Source organism: Pseudomaricurvus alkylphenolicus, from assembly GCF_011683955.1.
Lineage (GTDB): Bacteria > Pseudomonadota > Gammaproteobacteria > Pseudomonadales > Cellvibrionaceae > Pseudomaricurvus > Pseudomaricurvus alkylphenolicus.
Map to the genome: position 1 here is coordinate 1 of NZ_JAAQPI010000036.1, position 17,921 is coordinate 17,921.

Here is a 17,921-nt window from a genome sequence, read left to right on the forward strand (position 1 = left end):
AATTCGGGTGAGTGGTTACGACGTGGTCGTCTAGCCATGGTAAATCTCCTGTTCATGGGCACTACCGTGCCCTAAATCAGGCGAAGATTCCACTTATGGAGCTGTCCATATTTCCGGGGCCGGCTCTGCCGGTGTATTTTACAACTTTGAAGAAAAAGACAATTTAAGTGGTGTTGGCGGACCTCCTGTATTGTTGCTAACGGAAGAGAATAAAACCCTCGCCGCGTTTGTTGATGCGGACTATCGAATCAGCGATAGTTTTGAAATCGGCGCAGGAATTCGCTATGACAATGTTCATAGAGATCAAGCCCCTGTTTTGTCTGTTGAAAGAAGCGCGACGTTTATCGATTGGCAGCCTCAGCTTACCTTGCGTTACTATGCTTCTGATGACAGTATGTTCTATGCTAGGGTTGCTCGCGGCTTTCGTCCCGGCGGATTCAATAATACCACTGCGTCAGTTCCAGTCTTTGACAGCGAAACGCTGCAGTCCTACGAGCTGGGTGTAAAAGCGTCGTTGCTGGAAGGGGCGCTCGATACTAGCTTTAACGTGTATTATATCGATGAATGGAAGCCCCAGATTCAATCTTTCCTGCCCAATACGGATCCATCTGGCGCGCCTTTTATCGCCTCCACCGCGACTCCGGGAACAGCGGAGTCCTACGGTTTTGAAGGCTCAATCACTGCGGCAATTAATACTGCCCTCAAGCTTCAATCTTCGTTTGGTTATAACAAAACGGAGATGAAGGAAGATGACCCGGTTGTACCCAGTCAAATCGTTGAGAAAGGTGACCCAATCCCGTTTGCGCCGGAGTGGAACTTTAACCTGAGCCTGGTATATCACAAATCGTTGGGTGACAACCTTGACCTGGAAATTTCACCAAGCGTCTCCCTGGTAGGTGAAACCTATTATGCCGCCAATATCACAACCCTGTCAGGGCCGGGCGCTGATATGATTCAGGATCCACACGAGCGGGTTAATTTGAGTGTTTCATTGCTGAGCCAAGACTGGGATGTGACACTGTATGGCCACAACCTGACGAACGAAGAGTACCTGGTAGCTGGGGAAGATCTGAGTTACGAGGCCCCGGGTAGCGGATTCTTCGCGCTGGGTGACCTGCGTAGCTATGGTGTCAAATTCAAATATCGGATGTAAATCCTGTATTTTTATCTAACCGACGTGAATAAAAACCGGCCTGTGGGGCCGGTTTTTATTGGCAATAGATGCGACAGTAAATAAAAAGCAGAGGTTGTTGAATGCCGATTGTTTCCGGGGATCAGACAATTTTACTCCTGACGGTACTGATAGGTGTAGTTCTATTCGGGATGTGGTCAGAAACCAGGGGTTGGGGTAAAGCCCTTTCAGGGGCGTTAGTGATTCTATTGTCGTCGATGGCGCTTTCTAACTTTGGCATCATTCCTCACTCCGCCGATTTATACGGTTCCATTGCCAGTTTTCTGGTGCCACTTGCGATCCCCATGCTGTTGTTGCGTGCAGACTTGAGGCGGGTTATCTCGGAATCGGGAAGCATGTTGAAGGCGTTCTCTGTTGCCGTGGTTGCCACCCTGGGCGGCGCTCTTGTTGGAGCTTGGCTGATCGATCTTGGGCAGTCTGAGGCTCATGTTGTCGCTATGCTAACCGCAGGTTACGTTGGCGGTTCAGTTAACTTTGTGGCAACCTCGGAAGCCCTACAGTTCGATAACCCGGCACAGTACCTGGCGGCACTCTCTGCCGATGCGGTTGGGGGAATAGTATTCTTGTTATTGTTATTTGCTATGCCGATGCTGGCGGTGGTTCGAAAGTTAATGCCCTCCAGATATGAAGGCGAACGCGATTGCAGTACTGAAATATCGCCTGATGAGGAAGCGTTGGATTTCTCGCTTGGCGGTAATGGAAATGCCCGGTTTAGCGCTTATGGGTTAGTGCTGGGTCTATTGCTCAGCCTGTTGATTTTTGCTGTTGCTATGTGGCTATCTGAGTGGTTTGGTGTTAAGAATCTGGTCATACCGGCAATCACCGTTTTGGCCTTGCTGGTGGCAAACTTCGCCAAGCCCGTGGTTGAAAAAGTACAACACGAATTCGAAGTCGGCACCGTCTTAATGTATACGTTTTTTGCGGTGATGGGCGCCGGAGCAAATCTTTCGGATGCCATCGGAGCCGCTTTCCCCATCCTTATTTTTGTGCTTATTTTGGTCGCTGTACACTTGGTGATACTTACGCTGTTGGGCCACCTGTGTAAGTTGGATATGGCTGAAGCGCTGGTTGCTTCCAATGCCTGTTGCCTTGGCCCTGCAACAGCGGCGGCCATGGCTGCGGGGAAAAACTGGAAACCTCTTGTTGTGCCGGGAATGCTGGTTGGAATACTGGGCTATTCCATCGCTACTTTCATTGGCATGGGAATGTTCTGGTCGTTGATATAGCACTAGCGGAATAGCAACTTACGCAGTAAATCGTTGTGCAAATTATTTTTAAGTAGGAGATTCTATCGTATGGGCTCAGTGTCGATCCCCGAAATTACTATTAGTGATCCATGTCGCAAGTTTATGATGGATACACTGGTTTGGGATAACCACCAATGCATGCCATTAAGGCCAGATGATGAAAGCTTTCTTCCACAATTAGAGCGCTGTAAGGCTACCGGTGTTGATGTGGTCTCGCTCAATGTCAGCTTCGATGTTATACCCTGGGAAAGTGGTATCAAACTGCTTGCCACCATGCGACGATGGTTAAAACAAAGACCGGACCAGTACCTTTTAGTAGAAAGGCCCGAGGATATTTTGCGAGCCCGCGTAGAAGATAAATTGGCCGTGACTTTTGATATAGAAGGCGGGCTGGCACTTGATGAGCACTTGCCGATGGTCCAACTCTATTATGACCTTGGCGTGCGGTGGATGCTTTTGGCTTACAATAGAAATAATGCCCTGGCAGGTGGTTGTCACGATAAGCCCCAAGGTTTAACGGAGTTTGGACGCAGGGTCGTGGCAGAGATGGAAAGGGTCGGAATGGTAGTCTGCTGCAGTCATACATCCTACACAGCGGTAATGGATATCATGGAGATGGCGACAAAGCCGGTTATCTTCTCGCATTCCAATCCGGCGGCAATCAAGAATCACTACCGCAATGTTCCCGATGATGCTATTAGGGCGTGTGCCCGCAGCGGTGGTGTGATGTGTCTCAGTGGAATTGGCCACTTTATGGGTGATAACGATGACCGCACCGAAACCATGGTTCAACATATCGACTATGTGGCAGAACTTGTGGGCGTGGACCATGTTGGCTTTGGTACGGACTATGTTTGGGATCAGCAAGAAGTGAATGACTTCCTGCAGCAGAATCCGGACGTCTTTGGTGATGAGATGCGAGGGCAGCCCTTAAAAATGTTCAAGCCAGATCAGTTTGCTGAAGTGGTTGAAGAACTTTTGAAGAAGAACTATAGCGAGACAGATGTGCGAAAAATCATGGGTGAGAATTTGTTGCGAGTGGCTAAGCAGGTATGGAAGTGAAAAAAGAGAAGTATCTGGAGAATATTGCATGGTCCTTGTAAAAGCTATTCGTCACTTTATTTCCAAAACTGAAATGCTGGTGTTGTTGGTGGGGCTGGTTTGTGCCATGCCATCCACTTTGATGGCAGACCATAGTGCAGGGCACGATACGCCGGGAAAACCCGCTCTGGTGACCTTACCGAAGGAAGACGTGGATCAGTTTTCTATGGTGCCCATGCGCGACGGCGTCTAATTTGCGACCTATATCCTTCGCCCGGAAGGGGAGGGGCCATGGTCCGTCATCCTGGTTCGTTCCGTGTATAAAGATGGTATCGTCCCCTGGGGAAAACAGGCGAAAAGAAAACCATCGGCTAACCGATATAAATTAACGGCAGAAGATCATCAGAAACTGGCTGCGATACACCAGCACCTGGGGCACTCCTTCCATCAATTACAGAGTATCGACGCCCTTGCAGCCTTCGGTGAGTTGAATCGCAATAAATTGCACTACGGATTCAAGCTTGTGTATGGCACGACGGTAAATGACTACCAGGTTCGGCTGAGAATGGAGTGGGCCCGAAAACAGATCCGGTTGGGAAAGCTAAAAATTTCGGATATTTCTGATCGGCTTCATTATCAGGAGTCCAGTAGCTTCAGTACCGCGTATAAACGCTATTTTGGTGAGCCGCCATCCAGGACTGTATAAAGTGATTGGGGATAGACGCTCCCACCTACCCGAGGGGGCTTAACCGTCAGTGGAGTGTTAGTTGCCCTGTTAAAACCTTGTTCGTAATGTAACCCCCACGGTGCGGGGCTGTTGCATGGTGGACTCGGTAAAAGTCGCAATCGGTTTGGTGATTTCCGCATCATCATCCAGCAGGTTCTCGGCGAACAGGTAGAGACTCAGCTCGTCAATATCCCAACCCACCCGCAGGTTGAGTGATTTGACCCCGTCATTCCGATACCGTGGTGGCCATCGACCAGTGGGGCAATATGACCGCTGTTGTTCACTCCATCAACTGTGTGGTTTGGGGGTCGACCGGCTTTTTGGCGTCCGGGGTTTAGTTTAGGCCAGCCGGAGCTTTAACGCTTATTAACTTGAGGTAATGCGCAGTAGTAGTTAAGCTGTTCAGATTAAATCATTGCACTTAGACAGGGCTGCTGGCTGAGCAGGAGTAGGGCCAGGCCTACCGCTCGAGGTAAAGCTAAGGGGGATTAAAAGTGCTGATCGGCCACACGATAGTGTCAATCGGCTAATTGGGGGCGGTGTTTTAGCGTTACCCCAGGCTAGGCTCAATTCCTCTCTGCTACAGATGCAAGGTGTGAGCCACTTTTTATTGGGAGAAAAACCGGAACAAATTAATCCGTTGCTGATGGAATTTGTGAGAGAGAGCTCACCAACGTTTGTTTCTGCACAGTGATCCGTTGAATTCAAAAACGGCAAGTGAGAGGCTATTTACCCGTCGTAGCGGTAGCCAAAAGAATGACGTCAGCAACAATAACGTTAAGAGATAACGCGATGAAAATACGTACCCTTAAAAAAATGATAGCCACCGCACTGGTTATCAGCAGCGCACCGGCGCTGGCCGGCAATGCAGACAATCAGCTTGAAACCCTGATGGACGGCTATTGGGATAAACACTTGAAGAGCTCGCCAATGATGGCTAGCTATTTTGGTGATACCACCTACAGTGATCGCCTGGATGACCTCAGTGAAAAAGGTTTTGCCGAGCGCACGATTAACCTTGACTTGGCTATCGCGGAGCTGAAAAAAATCCCCGTTAAAGAACTCTCCGACGCCAACCGCGTTAACTACGAGGTGTTCGAGTGGATGGTCCATAACGAGCGCAAAACTCTGGATTATGACTGGCGCTCTATCACCTTCAACACGGTGGTGGGATGGCAGACAATTTTTGCGCAAATAGTCGGTGGTATGACCACGTTTAACAGTGAGGAAGATTACCGCGCTTACCTGAAACGCCTGGAAGCGTTTGGTGCTTTCGCTGACCAGAATATGGCCTTGATGCAAAAAGGCATCGAAGTCGGCTATGTACAGCCTTGTGAAACCCTGAACGGCTACGAGGCGAGTATCTCTGGATTTATTGCGGCCACACCGGAGCAGAGCCTGTTTTACGCACCTTTCAACCGCATTCCCGCCAGCTACGGCGACGAGGTTATCAGCGAGCTGCAAGCCAAGGGCAAGCAGTTGGTCAGCGACGTGGTAAACCCGGCCTATCAGCGTTACAACACCTTCTTTACGGAAACCTATAAACCGGCTTGTCGTGAAATCATTGGCTTATCGGATATCCCGAAAGGGCGTGAGCTTTACGACCATTTTGTCCGTTACTACACCACCATGGAGACCGATGCCGATGCTGTGCACACCTTGGGCCTGTCGGAGGTAAAACGCATCCGCGCGGAAATGGAAGCCATCATGAAAGAGGTGGACTTTGACGGTGACCTGAAGGCGTTTTTCGCGCACCTGCGCACAGACCCACAGTTCTACCCTAAATCCGAGGAGGAATTCCTGGCTAAAGCCGCAAGCCTGGCCAAGCGCATTGATGGCAAGTTACCGGAGTATTTCTCCTACCTGCCGCGCAACCCCTACGGTATCCAGCCGGTGCCTGCGCACATTGCGCCGAAAACTGCTGCCGGTTACTACCAGGGAGGCGCGGCCGACGGCACCCGCGCAGGAGTTTATTTCCTCAATACCTACAACCTGAAGAGTCGCCCGCTGTACACCCTGGCCGCACTGACGCTGCATGAAGGCGTACCCGGTCATCACCAGCAAATTTCTATTGCCGGTGAGTTGGACAGCCTGCCGAAATTCCGTCGCAGCTATTACTTCCACGCGTACGGTGAAGGATGGGGACTCTACTCGGAATACCTGGGTGAAGAGATGGGCATTTACGACACCCCCTATGACCGCTTTGGTCGCCTGAGTTACGAGATGTGGCGCGCCCTGCGTCTGGTGGTAGACAGCGGCATGCACGCCAAAGGCTGGAGCCGTCAACAGGCTATCGATTTTATGGCGGACAATTCGGCCTTGAGTCTGCACAACATCACCTCCGAGGTGGATCGCTACATCACCTATCCGGGTCAGGCGCTGGCCTACAAGAACGGCGAGCTTAAAATTCGCGAACTGCGCGGCAAAGCCGAACAGGTCCTGGGCAAACATTTCTCACTGCGCGAGTTTCACACCCTGGTGTTGAAGAGTGGCGCCGTGCCGTTGACAGTGCTCGAAGGTATTGTTGACCGCTGGATTGCTGAACAGAAAAAAGCTTGATAATCATAAGTAGGAAAACACTGATGAAAACAACCAAAGTATTATTACTGTCAGCGGCGGTGGCCCTGGCAGCGTGCAGTGAAACTGAAAAAGCCGATCAAAAAACATCGGCCGTTGAAAAGCCTGCTGCTGAACAGGTTGCCGCGCCAACGGTAGCCGATAAGCAAAGCGCCGGTGCCAGCTTAGAAGCCTTGACACAGGAATTTCTCGCAGCCTCAGCAGCCGCCAATCCTTATGTGTTGATGCTCGCGGGAAAACAAGTTACCCAATTGCCTGAGTTGTCGATAGCAGCTACCGAAAAACAGGCTCAAGGGGCTCGTGATTACCTGGCGCGTCTGGCGGAAATAGATCGCACGGCACTAAACCATGAAGACCAGCTGACGGCCGATATTTTTGAACGCCAAATGCAAATACTGGTGGCTGATCCCAAGCACTATTGGCACCAGTTCTCGGTAACCCCTTACCAATCCGGTTTTGTGGTCAGCACTCTGCTGCCCGGGGCATTGGCCGGTGCGCCGCTGAATAGCCAGAGTGATGTAGAGACCTATCTGGGTTTGATTGCTGATATAGGGCGTTTTGCCGGTGATCAATTGGCCAAGTTAAAAGGCCAGGATGAGCGGGGTATATTACTGCCTAAGCCTGCTATTCCCGGCGCACGAGGTGTTTATCAAAGCCTGAAGACAAATTTACCGGCCTTAACTGCCGTGGCAGATGCCCGTGTTACCACGCTGACGGCGGAGCAGAAGTCTGCACTGTTCTCTGGTCGTGACTCCATACTTGCCAAGCAGGTGAATCCGGCCATAGATGCACTACTAGAGTATCTGAGTGATGACTATCTGGCTCGTGCACCTGAGTCGGTGGGGCTGGGGCAATACCCCGGTGGTAAAGAGGCCTACGCCCATGCCATTAAGCGAGAGACCACTTTGGACTTAAGCCCGGAAGAGATTCACCAGTTCGGCCTCGACAGTCTCACCAGGATACAAAAAGAAATGCAGGCAATCCGCGATGAACTGGGCTTTAAAGGTAGCGCCCAGGAATTTCACGACCAAATGCGCAAAGACCCGCGTTTCTTTGCCAAGACGCCAGAAGAAGTAAAAGCGCGCTACGATGATTACATCACCAAAATTGAACCGCATATTGACGATTATTTTTCGCTCATGCCCAAAGCGCCATATGGCTCCAAGCGTTTGGACCCGGCAGCCGAAGCGGGCATGACCTTTGGTTACTATCAGATGCCCAACAAGCTTGAATCTAAGGGGCTTTATCGCTTTAACGGTTCGAATCTCTCAGAGCGCCCAATGGTGTGGACAGCGCCGTTGATCTTTCACGAATTGATTCCCGGTCATCATTTCCATATGGCCCTGCAGTCGGAGAATGAGAACTTATCGGCTTATCGCAAGAGCGGCAGCATGGTTACAGCCTTTAACGAGGGCTGGGCCAATTATGCAGCAAGCCTGGCACTGGAAATGGGCTTCCTGGATGCGATGGACCGTTATGGTTACCTGCTGTTTGACAGTTTTATTTCCAATCGTCTGGTGGTTGATACCGGCATGAATTATTACGGCTGGTCGGCTGAGAAAGCGCTGGAGTTTACCCTGGAAAACACCTTCTCCACCAAAACCGAGTCCAGCACCGAGATGATGCGCTACTCCACAGACATGCCGGCGCAGGCCCTGGCCTACAAACTTGGCTTTGAGTTTATCAAAGGACTTCGTAGTGATATGGAAGCCAAGTACGGCGATAACTTCGACATTAAAAAGTTTCACGCTGCAGTAGTGGGTAGCGGTGCACTGCCAATGCCGGTGCTGGAGAAACACGTGGCGTGGTCCATGGACCAATAATTGCGGGTCCTGTCAAAACTGAGTCAGAATCTGGGCTAACGGCGGTGTAGCTGGGTATAATGCTGCCCGGATTCAAACTTAGCCTGAATGATGTGGTGGAGCTGTTGGCAACCCGAGGCATCCACCTTAGCCATCAAACCGTCCCAAATCACCACCGACAACCTACTGTATGACTCAGTTTTGACGAAACCCAGTTTTCCGGCCGATAAACAAGGCCAGCAAATACTGGCCATATCACTGCTGCAATAGGGGCTACTTAACCAAATCGTTGCGATAAATCGAACCTTCTTTCATCACAAACTTTACTTGCTCCATCACCGTAATATCGGTTAATGGGTCACCTTCTACTGCAACCAGGTCGGCCAGTTTCCCCGCTTCAACGGAACCCAGCTGTTCATCCAAATCCATCAGTTCAGCGGAGTTAATCGTTGCCATAGCCAACGCATCCATGGGCTTGATACCCACCGATACCAGTGCCGCAAACTCTTTGGGGTTATCCTGTACCCCCCAGATGGCATCAACACCAAAGCCGATCTTCATGCCACGTTTATAGGCCTTCATCAGCGCTTTATCGCGTTTGGCTATAACAATTTTGATTTTCTCGCAATTGCTGGCGGAAGGTTTCATCGGGCCGTCGGTTTCACAGAGCTCCGCCACTCTATTGGCAACAAACACGGTCGGCACTAACCAGACGCCGTTTTTGATCATTAATTTGATAGCGTCATCTTCGATCATGGTGCCGTGCTCGATGGAGTCAAAGCCCGCTTTGGCCGCCATAATCGCCGCGTCGTTGCCGTGTACATGAGCGGTTATCTTTTTCTTATAGCGGTGCACCTCATCGGCCCAGGCGTTCATCTCTTCCTGAGTAAAGGCTGCCACGGTTGGATCATCGTGTTCACTCATTACACCTCCGGAGGCGGAGATTTTTACCCAGTCGGCGCCGTACTTAATTTGCTCACGCACCTTTTCGCGCACATTGTCGGTACCTGCCTTTACGATAGTGCCCACTACCGGGTTTTTCATATCCGCCGGGTAATCGTTGTAGTCGCCGTGACCACCGGTAGGGCTCAGGTTATGAGGCGCTACAAAAATACGTGGACCAACATATTCGCCGGCATTGATCTCATTGCGCACATCGATCAGGGCGTAGTGACCCCACTCGGCGGTAGAACGGATAGTGGTGAAACCGTCTTTCATCGCTCGCTGTGCCTGACGCAGTTGAATAAGTGCCGCCTTGGAAGCACTGAGCTTTGCAGGGTGGATTTTAAGATCTAACGACAGATGTGCATGCAATTCAAACAGCCCAGGCAGGCAAGTGGTGTTGCTCAGATCAATCACCTCGGCACCGGTCGGTACCTTGCCTCCGGCAACCACCTCAGAGAATTTTGTGCCTTCAATCTTAATGGTGACATCCTTCACCACTTTCTTCTTAATCGGGTCAATCAGGCGGCCGCACTGGGCATACTGCACATGGTCGTCGGCCAGACTGCTGGCATTGCCCGGCTGGCCACTGGCCATGGCGGTGGCCGCCAACAGGCCGCTGGCCATCAGGCCAAGCTGCACAGATTTCAACAAATAATTTCGCATATTTCCTCGCTTCTGGTGCGGTGCAGGGTGTTTTGTTTCTCTGTTAATCCTAGCGCTTTACAAGTGCTGGCCGCTAGTGAGATGATAACGCTTACTTTAGAGATCAGCACACAGTTTATGCCCGAAAAGCCACCTCGATCTAATACCGGTGACCAACTGACTGAATTTGCCTTTCCGGCAAGAAATGTTTTTTTTGGGGTCACTCCCGAGCTGCAGACGTCTATATCCGCAGCGATGCAAAGTCCTTGTCTTGATCCAGCCGATAGCAGAGTGGTGTTGAGCTGGGAGAGCTTAATGCTAAATTCGCAAAAGCTAGCTGATGGCCTATCGGTCAATTACAACTATCATAACCAGCAAGAGGCGGTTACCCTGGGGTTTGTGCCCAATGAGCTTTCACTGATTTTTCGAATCCTCTTCAAGGGGCATTTTCATCAGCTGGATCAGCACGGGTGTTACGAAGTTCCCAAAGCTCCTTGCTGTTATTTTCACTTGATACAAGCAGACAGTTTAAGCGCCATCAGCTTTACCGGCGAGCCGGAATTTGAAGTGGTTGCACTCTATGTCTCCCTTGAGAAGCTATCAACTATGCTCGGCACCTCACTGGAACAGCTGCCCGAAACCATCAAAAACTTTTCGGCCGGCGGTCAAGCCTCGGCCGGCGGCCATTTTCCGGCTTCCAGCGAATCCCTGAAAGCCGCCCATACGCTACTGGCTGGATTCAGTGACCCAAACTTTTCTCAGCTATTTGCCAAGTCCAAAGGCATGGAGTTGCTTTGCCTTTTGTTTGAGGATTGGGGAAAACAGGAGAAAAGAAAACCATCGGCTAACCGATATAAGTTAACGGCAGAAGATCATCAGAAACTGGCGGCGATACACCAGCACCTGGGGCACTCCTTCCATCAATTACAGAGTATCGACGCCCTTGCAGCCTTCGGGGAATTGAATCGCAATAAATTGCACTACGGATTCAAGCTTGTGTATGGCGCGACGGTAAATGACTTCCAGGTTCGGCTGAGAATGGAGTGGGCCAGAGAACAGATCCAGATGGGAAAGCTAAAAATTTCGGATATTTCCGATCAGCTCCACTACCAGGAGCCCAGTAGCTTTAGTACCGCTTATAAACGCTACTTTGGTGAGCCGCCATCCAGGACTGTATAAAGTGATAGGGGATAGACGCTCCCACCTACCCGACGGGGCTTAACCGTCAGTGGAGTGTTAGTTGCCCTGTTAAAACCTTGTTCGTAATGTAACCCCCACGGTGCGGGGCTGTTGCATGGTGGGGCAGCCGGGCCCTCCAGGGCAAACTTGGGCGCTAATATGAGCACGGGGAAAGCTTACAATACTTTACGACGAGGTGTCTAATTTTAAAAAGTTTTTGTCTGTTTTTCACTACGTGTCATTGTCGGAGTTGAATACTATTAAAGGCGCAGCAACTGCATATTGGTGAAGGCGCTCACCTTCAGCCCCCACCCCGAAGGGGGGAGGTGTTGCCTAGGTATTAGGTAATAGGTTTTCGCCATTACCGAGGGCATGATTAGGCGCGGTTACAGCGATGCCGATATTCGTCTGGTTCTGGGTGATAATTTCAAGCGCGTACTCAGTGAAATCTGGGGCTGAGCCAGGAGCACGATAAATTCAGACCGGTATCGTCACCAGCGGAAATTCTCCACTGGAACACATAGGGATAATACGGTGGTTGATTTCGTCACAAAGGGTGGCAAGGTCTACAAGTTAAATTAAAAGAGGAATGAGGTAATGAGCAGAGTGAGAAGCGGCGTAACAGGCCATTTGGCTCGACTGATGGTCGCGTTTGCGATGGTCTTGTCGGTTTGCGCTCAAGCCGCAGCTGCTCCGGATGTGACCAATCCGGCGGTTGTTGAAGCCTTTGTCGATGGTGTGGTCAAGACCAACATGCAACAGCACCACAGCCCCTCCGGCGTTGTTGCCGTGATGAAGGGCGGGGAAATAATTTTCTCCAAAGGTTACGGCTTTATCGACGTTGAAAAACGCACACCCGTTGATCCGGCGACCAGTCTTTTCCGCCCCGGTTCCATCTCCAAGCTTTTTACCTGGGTATCGGTTATGCAGCAGGTGGAGCGGGGCAAGCTGGACCTGGATGTTGATGTTAACCAGTATCTGAAGACCTTTCAGATCGAGGACACCTGGCCGGGCCAGCCGGTGACACTGCGCCATATCCTGACCCACACAGGGGGTTTTGAAGATGGCGGCCTTGGCTACCTGATCATTGATAACCCGGATCGCATTATACCGCTGGCAGAGTCGCTGGCGAAGTCCCAGCCGGTGCGCGTTAACCCGCCGGGCGAGCACACGGCCTATTCCAATTGGGCCACCGCACTTGCAGGTCTGATAGTGGCGAATGTCTCTGGTGTGCCTTTTAACGACTACGTGCAGCAGAACATCTTTGATGTGCTGGGTATGAAATACGCGAGCTTTGTGGAGCCGCTGCCGCCGGAGCTGGACGTGCATATGGCCAAGGCCTATGGCTACAAGCCCGACCAATATACGGAAATTAATTACGAGATCATCTCCAACTTCGGCCCTGCCGGGGCCATGGCAGCGTCGGCACATGATATGACGCGCTTCGCACGGGCACTTCTGAATGGCGGTGCGGACGGTGACAATCGAATTCTGAAAGCGGAAACCCTGCAACAGATACTGGATGAAGGGTTTGTTCATGATGAGCGAGTCCGAGGCATGGCACTGGGTTTTCTCGAGCGGCGGTTTGGCCCGGACGGCTTTGATAACTTCGGCCATGATGGGGGCACCACGGTCTTCCTGTCTCATTTCGGGTTGTCGCTTCAGGAAGACTTTATGCTGTTTTCGTCGTTCAGTGGTCCCGGCGGTGGGATGGTTCATGGGGCTTTTGTGAAAGCCTTTTATGATGAGTTTTTTCCCCGTGAAATAACGGTAATTACACCGCCCGCCGATTTTGCCGAGCGTGCTGGTCGCTACGCTGGCACTTTCAATAGCTGGCGTAGCAACTTCTCTAAGATCGAGTCCCTGATGCGGGCACTTTCGGGGCTGAAGGTGACTCCCCTCCCGGACAACACACTGATGATCGGGCCCAAGCGCTATGTGGAAGTGGATAACAATCTCTTTCGCCAGGTAGACGGTTATGAACGTGTTGCCTTCCAGCAAGATGCCGACGGCAAGATCACGGGCCTGGTTATTGATGGCATGGGTGTCATGCAATACTACCGGGCGCCTTTTTACGAAACGGCGGCCTTTACCGGCATCCTTGTCGGCTTTTCCCTGCTGGTGTTCCTGGGCGTTTTCCTGCGCCTGGGCTATCAATGGGCAGCTTACCGGGCACTTCAGGGTGCAGAAAAAATGGCGTTCCGGGCATCTATCGCGGTTGCAGCCTCCAACACTTTGTTCTTGGTGTTTGCCGGAGTCGGTGTCTCTGGCGGGATGACGGCGTTGATGTATGAAATTCCCGCAGTCCTCAAGTTTTCACTGATCTTCCCGGTGCTGGCGACACTGGCGGCCTTGTGGCACGGGGTAATGTCGGTGACCTACTGGCGCGAGGGCTTTGGTGCGAGTGTCTGGGCGCGTGTGCGCTATAGCCTGGTCAGCCTTGCGGCTCTGGCTATGGCCTGGTTCTATATCTATTGGAACCTGCTCGGATTTAATTACTTTAGCTGATTGTAAGGAAACCATCGCGGGCGCTGGCATTTGCTAGCGCCCCTAGTTGCATTTACAGGCTAAGCCTGTCGCCTACCTGAGTAACACCACTTTATGCAGTACGGCCACGCTGGCATTAACGAGCGGATGAAATTGCCAGTTCAGCGAGCTGCCCACATAGGCGCGGCCAAAGGATGTGATTTCACCGCGGCTAAAGCGGTCGGCAATGATGATTTTCAGGTATTCATCGGCCCTCTTTGCGCCGTACTCGTTCCAGGCCAGCTCGGTCACCCAGGTCACATCAGGATTGATCTGGTAATCAAAGCCCGCCGTGGCGCGCCAGAATCGCCGTCGATCCAGTTGTTTGTCGAGTTCATCGCCGGATTCGGTGTGGGCGACTTCCAGGCGGTAACCAACCCCGGCATAGTCGGTGGTAAAAAAGCCGGCGATCACGGTATCTTCATGGAAGCGGCCCGCCATCAAAGCAATATCGCTATTGGCAATATTCCAGCGCCCCATGGCGGCATAGCTCAGGTCTTGCGGCATATTGTCGCCTTGCCCGGCAGTGACAATTTCAATTTCAGAAAAGTCACTTAAAGGCACAGTAACACGGATGGCATCTATACCGGGTTTGTAGTCTCGATCAATCCGTTGCGGCGCAAAAGGGGTAAACAGGTCCAGTACCGGCCATGCTGACGCCGTCCGAGTTACCGATATTGATGCCGGTATGAACCAGATAATCGACAGCGGGAATGGATAAAGCCGGCGGTCAATACCGAGAAACAGATCATGGTAAAGGCAGCCAGTGTCATGGCTGCCACTGTGACCAGCGTGCGGCGGGGGTTTCGCCAGATATTGCGCCAGGCCATGGTGACTATGTACATAAGGGCTCTCCACGCATAAGAATGCTCCGTTAGCGACGACGCAATGACTGCAGGGAAAAGGTTTTATCAGGCATGTCCACATCAAACGCCATTTGCTCGTAGACCATGACGGTGGACTCATTGGGTTTGTCGGCGGGAATCAAGCGCACGGTGGTCGGCAGTAATTGACCACCCATTTCACGAATATCCTCGAAGCTTTGGGTGCGTACCAGCTTGTCTTTTTCATCGTAAAAGCGAACGGCGCGGGGAAGTTTGTCGCGGGCGAGAGTATCTGCACCAGGGTCTTGTCGGTGCCTTTAGAGCGCACCCGCATCTTCATGGTGCGGTGCCAGCGCTTGGTGGTGACTTCCATACTCATGACCCCCTCACTGGATCTGCCGCGCATCATATCGTCGGTTTTTAGCAACAGTTCCTTCACATTGGGGGTGGCGTGGCTGGCACCTGCTGACAGAAGCAGGGTAGCGGCGATTGCGATTGTCAGTGTTCGTTTGCTGGAACGAGGAGATCTGTTCTTCATTATTACCCCACAAATGGTCTGCAAAATATTGTTATGCAGACCAAATTTGCATATAGGGTTGTCGGGTTAAGCATTGTTGTGGTTTGAGGGGAGGCACTGGTTTGTAAGCGGGTTGACTCTATTGGCCTCCTAGGATTAATATAGGTGAATTAATTCCTGTGGATTACCTTCCTTGGAGAGTGGGATGAATGCAATGACAAGACGCGCGGCAAGGCTCGGTTCAACATTTGGGATTGGGCTATGGCTGTTGGCTGGCCTGGGGTTGTCGACTGTCCAGGTCGCCGCTGCGGCAGAGCAGCCGGTCGCCGCCATGGCAGAAAGCCAGATCCTGGAGAAACAGCAATCCCTGGGATTCACCGGGCCGGTCAGAGAAGGCCGATACCTGCGTGTTGACGACTTCGACATGTGGGTCGAGGTCTCAGGTGAGGGCCCACCGTTGATGGTGCTGAACGGTGGTTTTGGTATGACTACTATGGCTGAGTCTATGGTGAGCGAGTTTGCCAAGTATTTCACCGTCTACTCATTTGATGCCCGTGGCCATGGGCGCTCCGGGTTCGGCAGTGGGCCTGTGACCTACGCCCGTGAAGCTGCCGACGTTGTGGCTTTAATGGATGTGCTTGGCTTGGAAACAGCGCATATTTTTGGCCACAGTGACGGCGGCTGTGCTTCTCTGCACCTGTTGTTTGATTACCCGCACCGTATCCGCACTTCGACCCTGAGCGGCACGCCTTACCATCAGAGTGTCTATAATGAGATGGCCAAGGGGTTTGTGAAAGACTTTCCCGAGTTACTGGCCAGCGGTAAACCTGATCCACTTGGGTTTACCCCTATGCTGCTGAAAATGGGGATGAGTGAAGGCAAGATTCAGCGTCTTGGGGGTAAATTAGACAGAGCCTGGTCCACAACACCCAATTTCACCCTGGAAATGCTCACCACCATCGACAATCCGGTACTGGTTGTTGAAGCGGGCGCAGATGAATTTATTGCCCCGAAACACTTTGTTGAGATCACCCAGGCGATTCCCAATGCACGCGCTATTAATCTGCCGGAAATGACTCATAACCCCAGGCCCTATGTTGCACAGCTGGCTAAAGCGGCGGCGGAATTGGCTGCAGCCTTTGAGGTAGAGGGCGAAGAGAAAAAGTGAGAAAAAACTTAGCGTCAGTGTTGATTAATACCTTGAAACCACAAGGTTTGGCAACTGGTCGCTATCTGTATGAATAAAACTCTATGAATAAAACAGAGGTAACTTCAATGAAACACCCATACAAACAACAATGGCTGTCTTCGCAACTGTTTGCGATTGCGAGTCTCTTCCTTGTACTGTTTGGCACGGTGGCTGCAAATGCCCAGGAATTGAAACGTGCCGATCAGGGCGTGATGCAGGGCACATTACTTGAGGGCATTCAGAAATTCACTATTAACTCTGCCAAGACCGGCGAAAGCTATGTGGTACTGGTGAAACTGCCTGTCAGTTATGCCCAGGGTGAAAAAGACTATCCTTTGCTGTTGACCCTTGATGCCAACTACATGTTTGGTACCATGAGCGAGGTGGCGACCATGCAGGCATTACGAAAGGAGTCTCAGGAACTGGTTGTTGTCAGTATCGGTACCAATACAGGTCCGGCCGGGCATGGCACCCAACGGTTGCGCGACTATATGGCGAAAGAGTTTGGTCCTTTCTGGACTTACGAGGGCCTTGCAGGAACGCCGACACCTGAAGCCTTGGTGGCTGGGTTGAAAGCCGCTGGCCGCTCGCCAGAACAGGGGTTTGGTGGTGCTGAGATTTTCCAGGAGTTTATCCTGAGCGAATTGCTGCCAAGGCTGCAGGAAGAGTTTCGCCTGGATATGACGCAATCCGGTTTGGCCGGTCATTCCGGCGGTGGCGCCTTTACCGCGTTTGCCATGCTGGATGGTCGCTTGCCATTTACTCGGTACATTATCGGCAGCCCCGCGTTGTTTTATTCAGCAGAGGGCATGGATCGCAAGCTGGTTGAATTCAAGAAAAGCCTTGAGGGCAGGCAGGTTCGCGCGTTTGCAGCCTACGGCGGCGCCGAGCTTACAGACCCGGTGATCCGTGATGCTATGTCCTTCGGGCAGGCCAATATGCAGAAAGTAGCGCGGGCCAAGCATAAGAACTTTGAGTTGGCCCTGACGACCTTTGAGGGCGAGTGGCATGCGTCTGTGTTTGCGCACTTGTTTAGTACGGGTTTGCATACCTTGTGGCCTGTTTCACAAGCTGCTAGCGCTGACTGACAGGAATATGGGTTCCGCAGATTGCTGACAAAATCCTCGCCTTCGTGCGGGGATTTTTTTTAACGACAAGTCGTTATTTTCTATTCGGATATTAATATAGTCCCTGTCCGGAAACGCTTCTGGCCTTAACCGTAGGGTGAACTAGCGTAGCGTAATCCACCGTGGATCCGGGATTTTGCCCGCAATTGGTGGGTTACGCACGCGCTAACCCACCCTACATGACTTCAACATTGGGTAGGGTGGATTAGCACAGCGTAATCCACCATGGGCCGGAGTGCCAATTTCCGGTTAAGGCAACGAAAGAGACTTTGTCACCGAAGCCTGAATTAAAGCAATCCACAAACTTCCCTGAAGACCCAAAGGTATTAAGGCTCACTGAACCCCAGAAACAACAAACCCCAGTAAAATACCGGGGTTTATCAGTG

Annotated in this window: 16 protein-coding genes; 12 read left to right on the forward strand and 4 right to left on the reverse strand. The window is 51.7% G+C overall.

Translation table 11 applies throughout. From position 1 onward, the window contains the following. Positions 1 to 109 precede the first annotated feature (109 nt). The 5 genes from HBA55_RS36275 (at position 110) to HBA55_RS38285 (ending at position 4,186) form a co-directional block, all read left to right on the forward strand. A complete protein-coding gene (locus tag HBA55_RS36275) occupies positions 110 to 1,153 on the forward strand; it encodes a TonB-dependent receptor (RefSeq protein ID WP_338109509.1) in 1,044 nt (347 codons plus the stop codon). A 101-nt stretch (positions 1,154 to 1,254) separates the two neighbouring features. Next, positions 1,255 to 2,418: a DUF819 family protein gene (locus tag HBA55_RS36280; RefSeq protein ID WP_167000951.1), complete on the forward strand. Its 1,164-nt coding sequence runs from the start codon at positions 1,255 to 1,257 to the stop codon at positions 2,416 to 2,418. 69 nt (positions 2,419 to 2,487) lie between these two features. Then, positions 2,488 to 3,501: a dipeptidase gene (locus tag HBA55_RS36285; protein ID WP_167000953.1), complete on the forward strand. Its 1,014-nt coding sequence runs from the start codon at positions 2,488 to 2,490 to the stop codon at positions 3,499 to 3,501. A 28-nt stretch (positions 3,502 to 3,529) separates the two neighbouring features. Continuing rightward, positions 3,530 to 3,733 (forward strand): hypothetical protein, encoded by a 204-nt coding sequence (locus tag HBA55_RS36290; RefSeq protein ID WP_167000959.1) that lies wholly within the window; start codon positions 3,530 to 3,532, stop codon positions 3,731 to 3,733. 63 nt (positions 3,734 to 3,796) lie between these two features. Next, a complete protein-coding gene (locus HBA55_RS38285) occupies positions 3,797 to 4,186 on the forward strand; it encodes a helix-turn-helix domain-containing protein (RefSeq protein ID WP_167000962.1) in 390 nt (129 codons plus the stop codon). 69 nt (positions 4,187 to 4,255) lie between these two features. On the opposite strand, the gene HBA55_RS36300 is transcribed toward HBA55_RS38285, so the two are convergent. Continuing rightward, the gene (locus tag HBA55_RS36300) at positions 4,256 to 4,408 is read right to left on the reverse strand and encodes a hypothetical protein (protein WP_338109508.1); all 153 of its coding nucleotides are present in this window, start codon (positions 4,406 to 4,408) and stop codon (positions 4,256 to 4,258) included. 591 nt (positions 4,409 to 4,999) lie between these two features. Here HBA55_RS36300 and HBA55_RS36305 point away from each other — a divergent pair. Continuing rightward, positions 5,000 to 6,766 (forward strand): DUF885 domain-containing protein, encoded by a 1,767-nt coding sequence (locus HBA55_RS36305; RefSeq protein WP_167000964.1) that lies wholly within the window; start codon positions 5,000 to 5,002, stop codon positions 6,764 to 6,766. Between the two features lie 23 nt (positions 6,767 to 6,789). Continuing rightward, positions 6,790 to 8,607: a DUF885 domain-containing protein gene (locus HBA55_RS36310; RefSeq protein WP_167000966.1), complete on the forward strand. Its 1,818-nt coding sequence runs from the start codon at positions 6,790 to 6,792 to the stop codon at positions 8,605 to 8,607. A gap of 252 nt (positions 8,608 to 8,859) precedes the next feature. On the opposite strand, the gene HBA55_RS36315 is transcribed toward HBA55_RS36310, so the two are convergent. After that, a complete protein-coding gene (locus HBA55_RS36315) occupies positions 8,860 to 10,194 on the reverse strand; it encodes a metal-dependent hydrolase family protein (RefSeq protein ID WP_167000968.1) in 1,335 nt (444 codons plus the stop codon). A gap of 294 nt (positions 10,195 to 10,488) precedes the next feature. On the opposite strand from HBA55_RS36315, the gene HBA55_RS36320 reads away from it, so the two are divergent. Further along, positions 10,489 to 11,352 carry a helix-turn-helix domain-containing protein gene (locus tag HBA55_RS36320; RefSeq protein ID WP_167000970.1) on the forward strand — a complete coding sequence of 288 codons (864 nt, stop codon included), beginning with the start codon at positions 10,489 to 10,491 and terminating at the stop codon, positions 11,350 to 11,352. Between the two features lie 597 nt (positions 11,353 to 11,949). Continuing rightward, a complete protein-coding gene (locus tag HBA55_RS36330; RefSeq protein ID WP_167000972.1) occupies positions 11,950 to 13,860 on the forward strand; it encodes a serine hydrolase domain-containing protein in 1,911 nt (636 codons plus the stop codon). 72 nt (positions 13,861 to 13,932) lie between these two features. Here the strand turns inward: HBA55_RS36330 and HBA55_RS36335 are convergent, their stop codons facing one another. Then, a complete protein-coding gene (locus tag HBA55_RS36335; RefSeq protein WP_167000975.1) occupies positions 13,933 to 14,736 on the reverse strand; it encodes a hypothetical protein in 804 nt (267 codons plus the stop codon). Positions 14,737 to 14,752: 16 nt separating this feature from the next. After that, the gene (locus HBA55_RS36340) at positions 14,753 to 14,935 is read right to left on the reverse strand and encodes an outer membrane lipoprotein-sorting protein (protein ID WP_167001006.1); all 183 of its coding nucleotides are present in this window, start codon (positions 14,933 to 14,935) and stop codon (positions 14,753 to 14,755) included. On the opposite strand from HBA55_RS36340, the gene HBA55_RS36345 reads away from it, so the two are divergent. The 3 genes from HBA55_RS36345 to HBA55_RS36355 all read left to right on the forward strand — a co-directional run bounded on the left by HBA55_RS36345 (position 14,888) and on the right by HBA55_RS36355 (position 17,496). Then, on the forward strand, positions 14,888 to 15,310 hold the full coding sequence (locus HBA55_RS36345) for a hypothetical protein (protein WP_167000977.1): 423 nt from the start codon (positions 14,888 to 14,890) through the stop codon (positions 15,308 to 15,310). The two genes, HBA55_RS36340 and HBA55_RS36345, sit on opposite strands and share 48 nt — an antisense overlap. A gap of 114 nt (positions 15,311 to 15,424) precedes the next feature. Next, positions 15,425 to 16,387: an alpha/beta fold hydrolase gene (locus HBA55_RS36350; RefSeq protein WP_167000979.1), complete on the forward strand. Its 963-nt coding sequence runs from the start codon at positions 15,425 to 15,427 to the stop codon at positions 16,385 to 16,387. A gap of 107 nt (positions 16,388 to 16,494) precedes the next feature. Beyond that, entirely contained in the window at positions 16,495 to 17,496 is a 1,002-nt protein-coding gene (locus HBA55_RS36355) for an alpha/beta hydrolase (protein WP_167000981.1), read from the forward strand. The last annotated feature ends 425 nt before the right edge of the window (positions 17,497 to 17,921 follow it).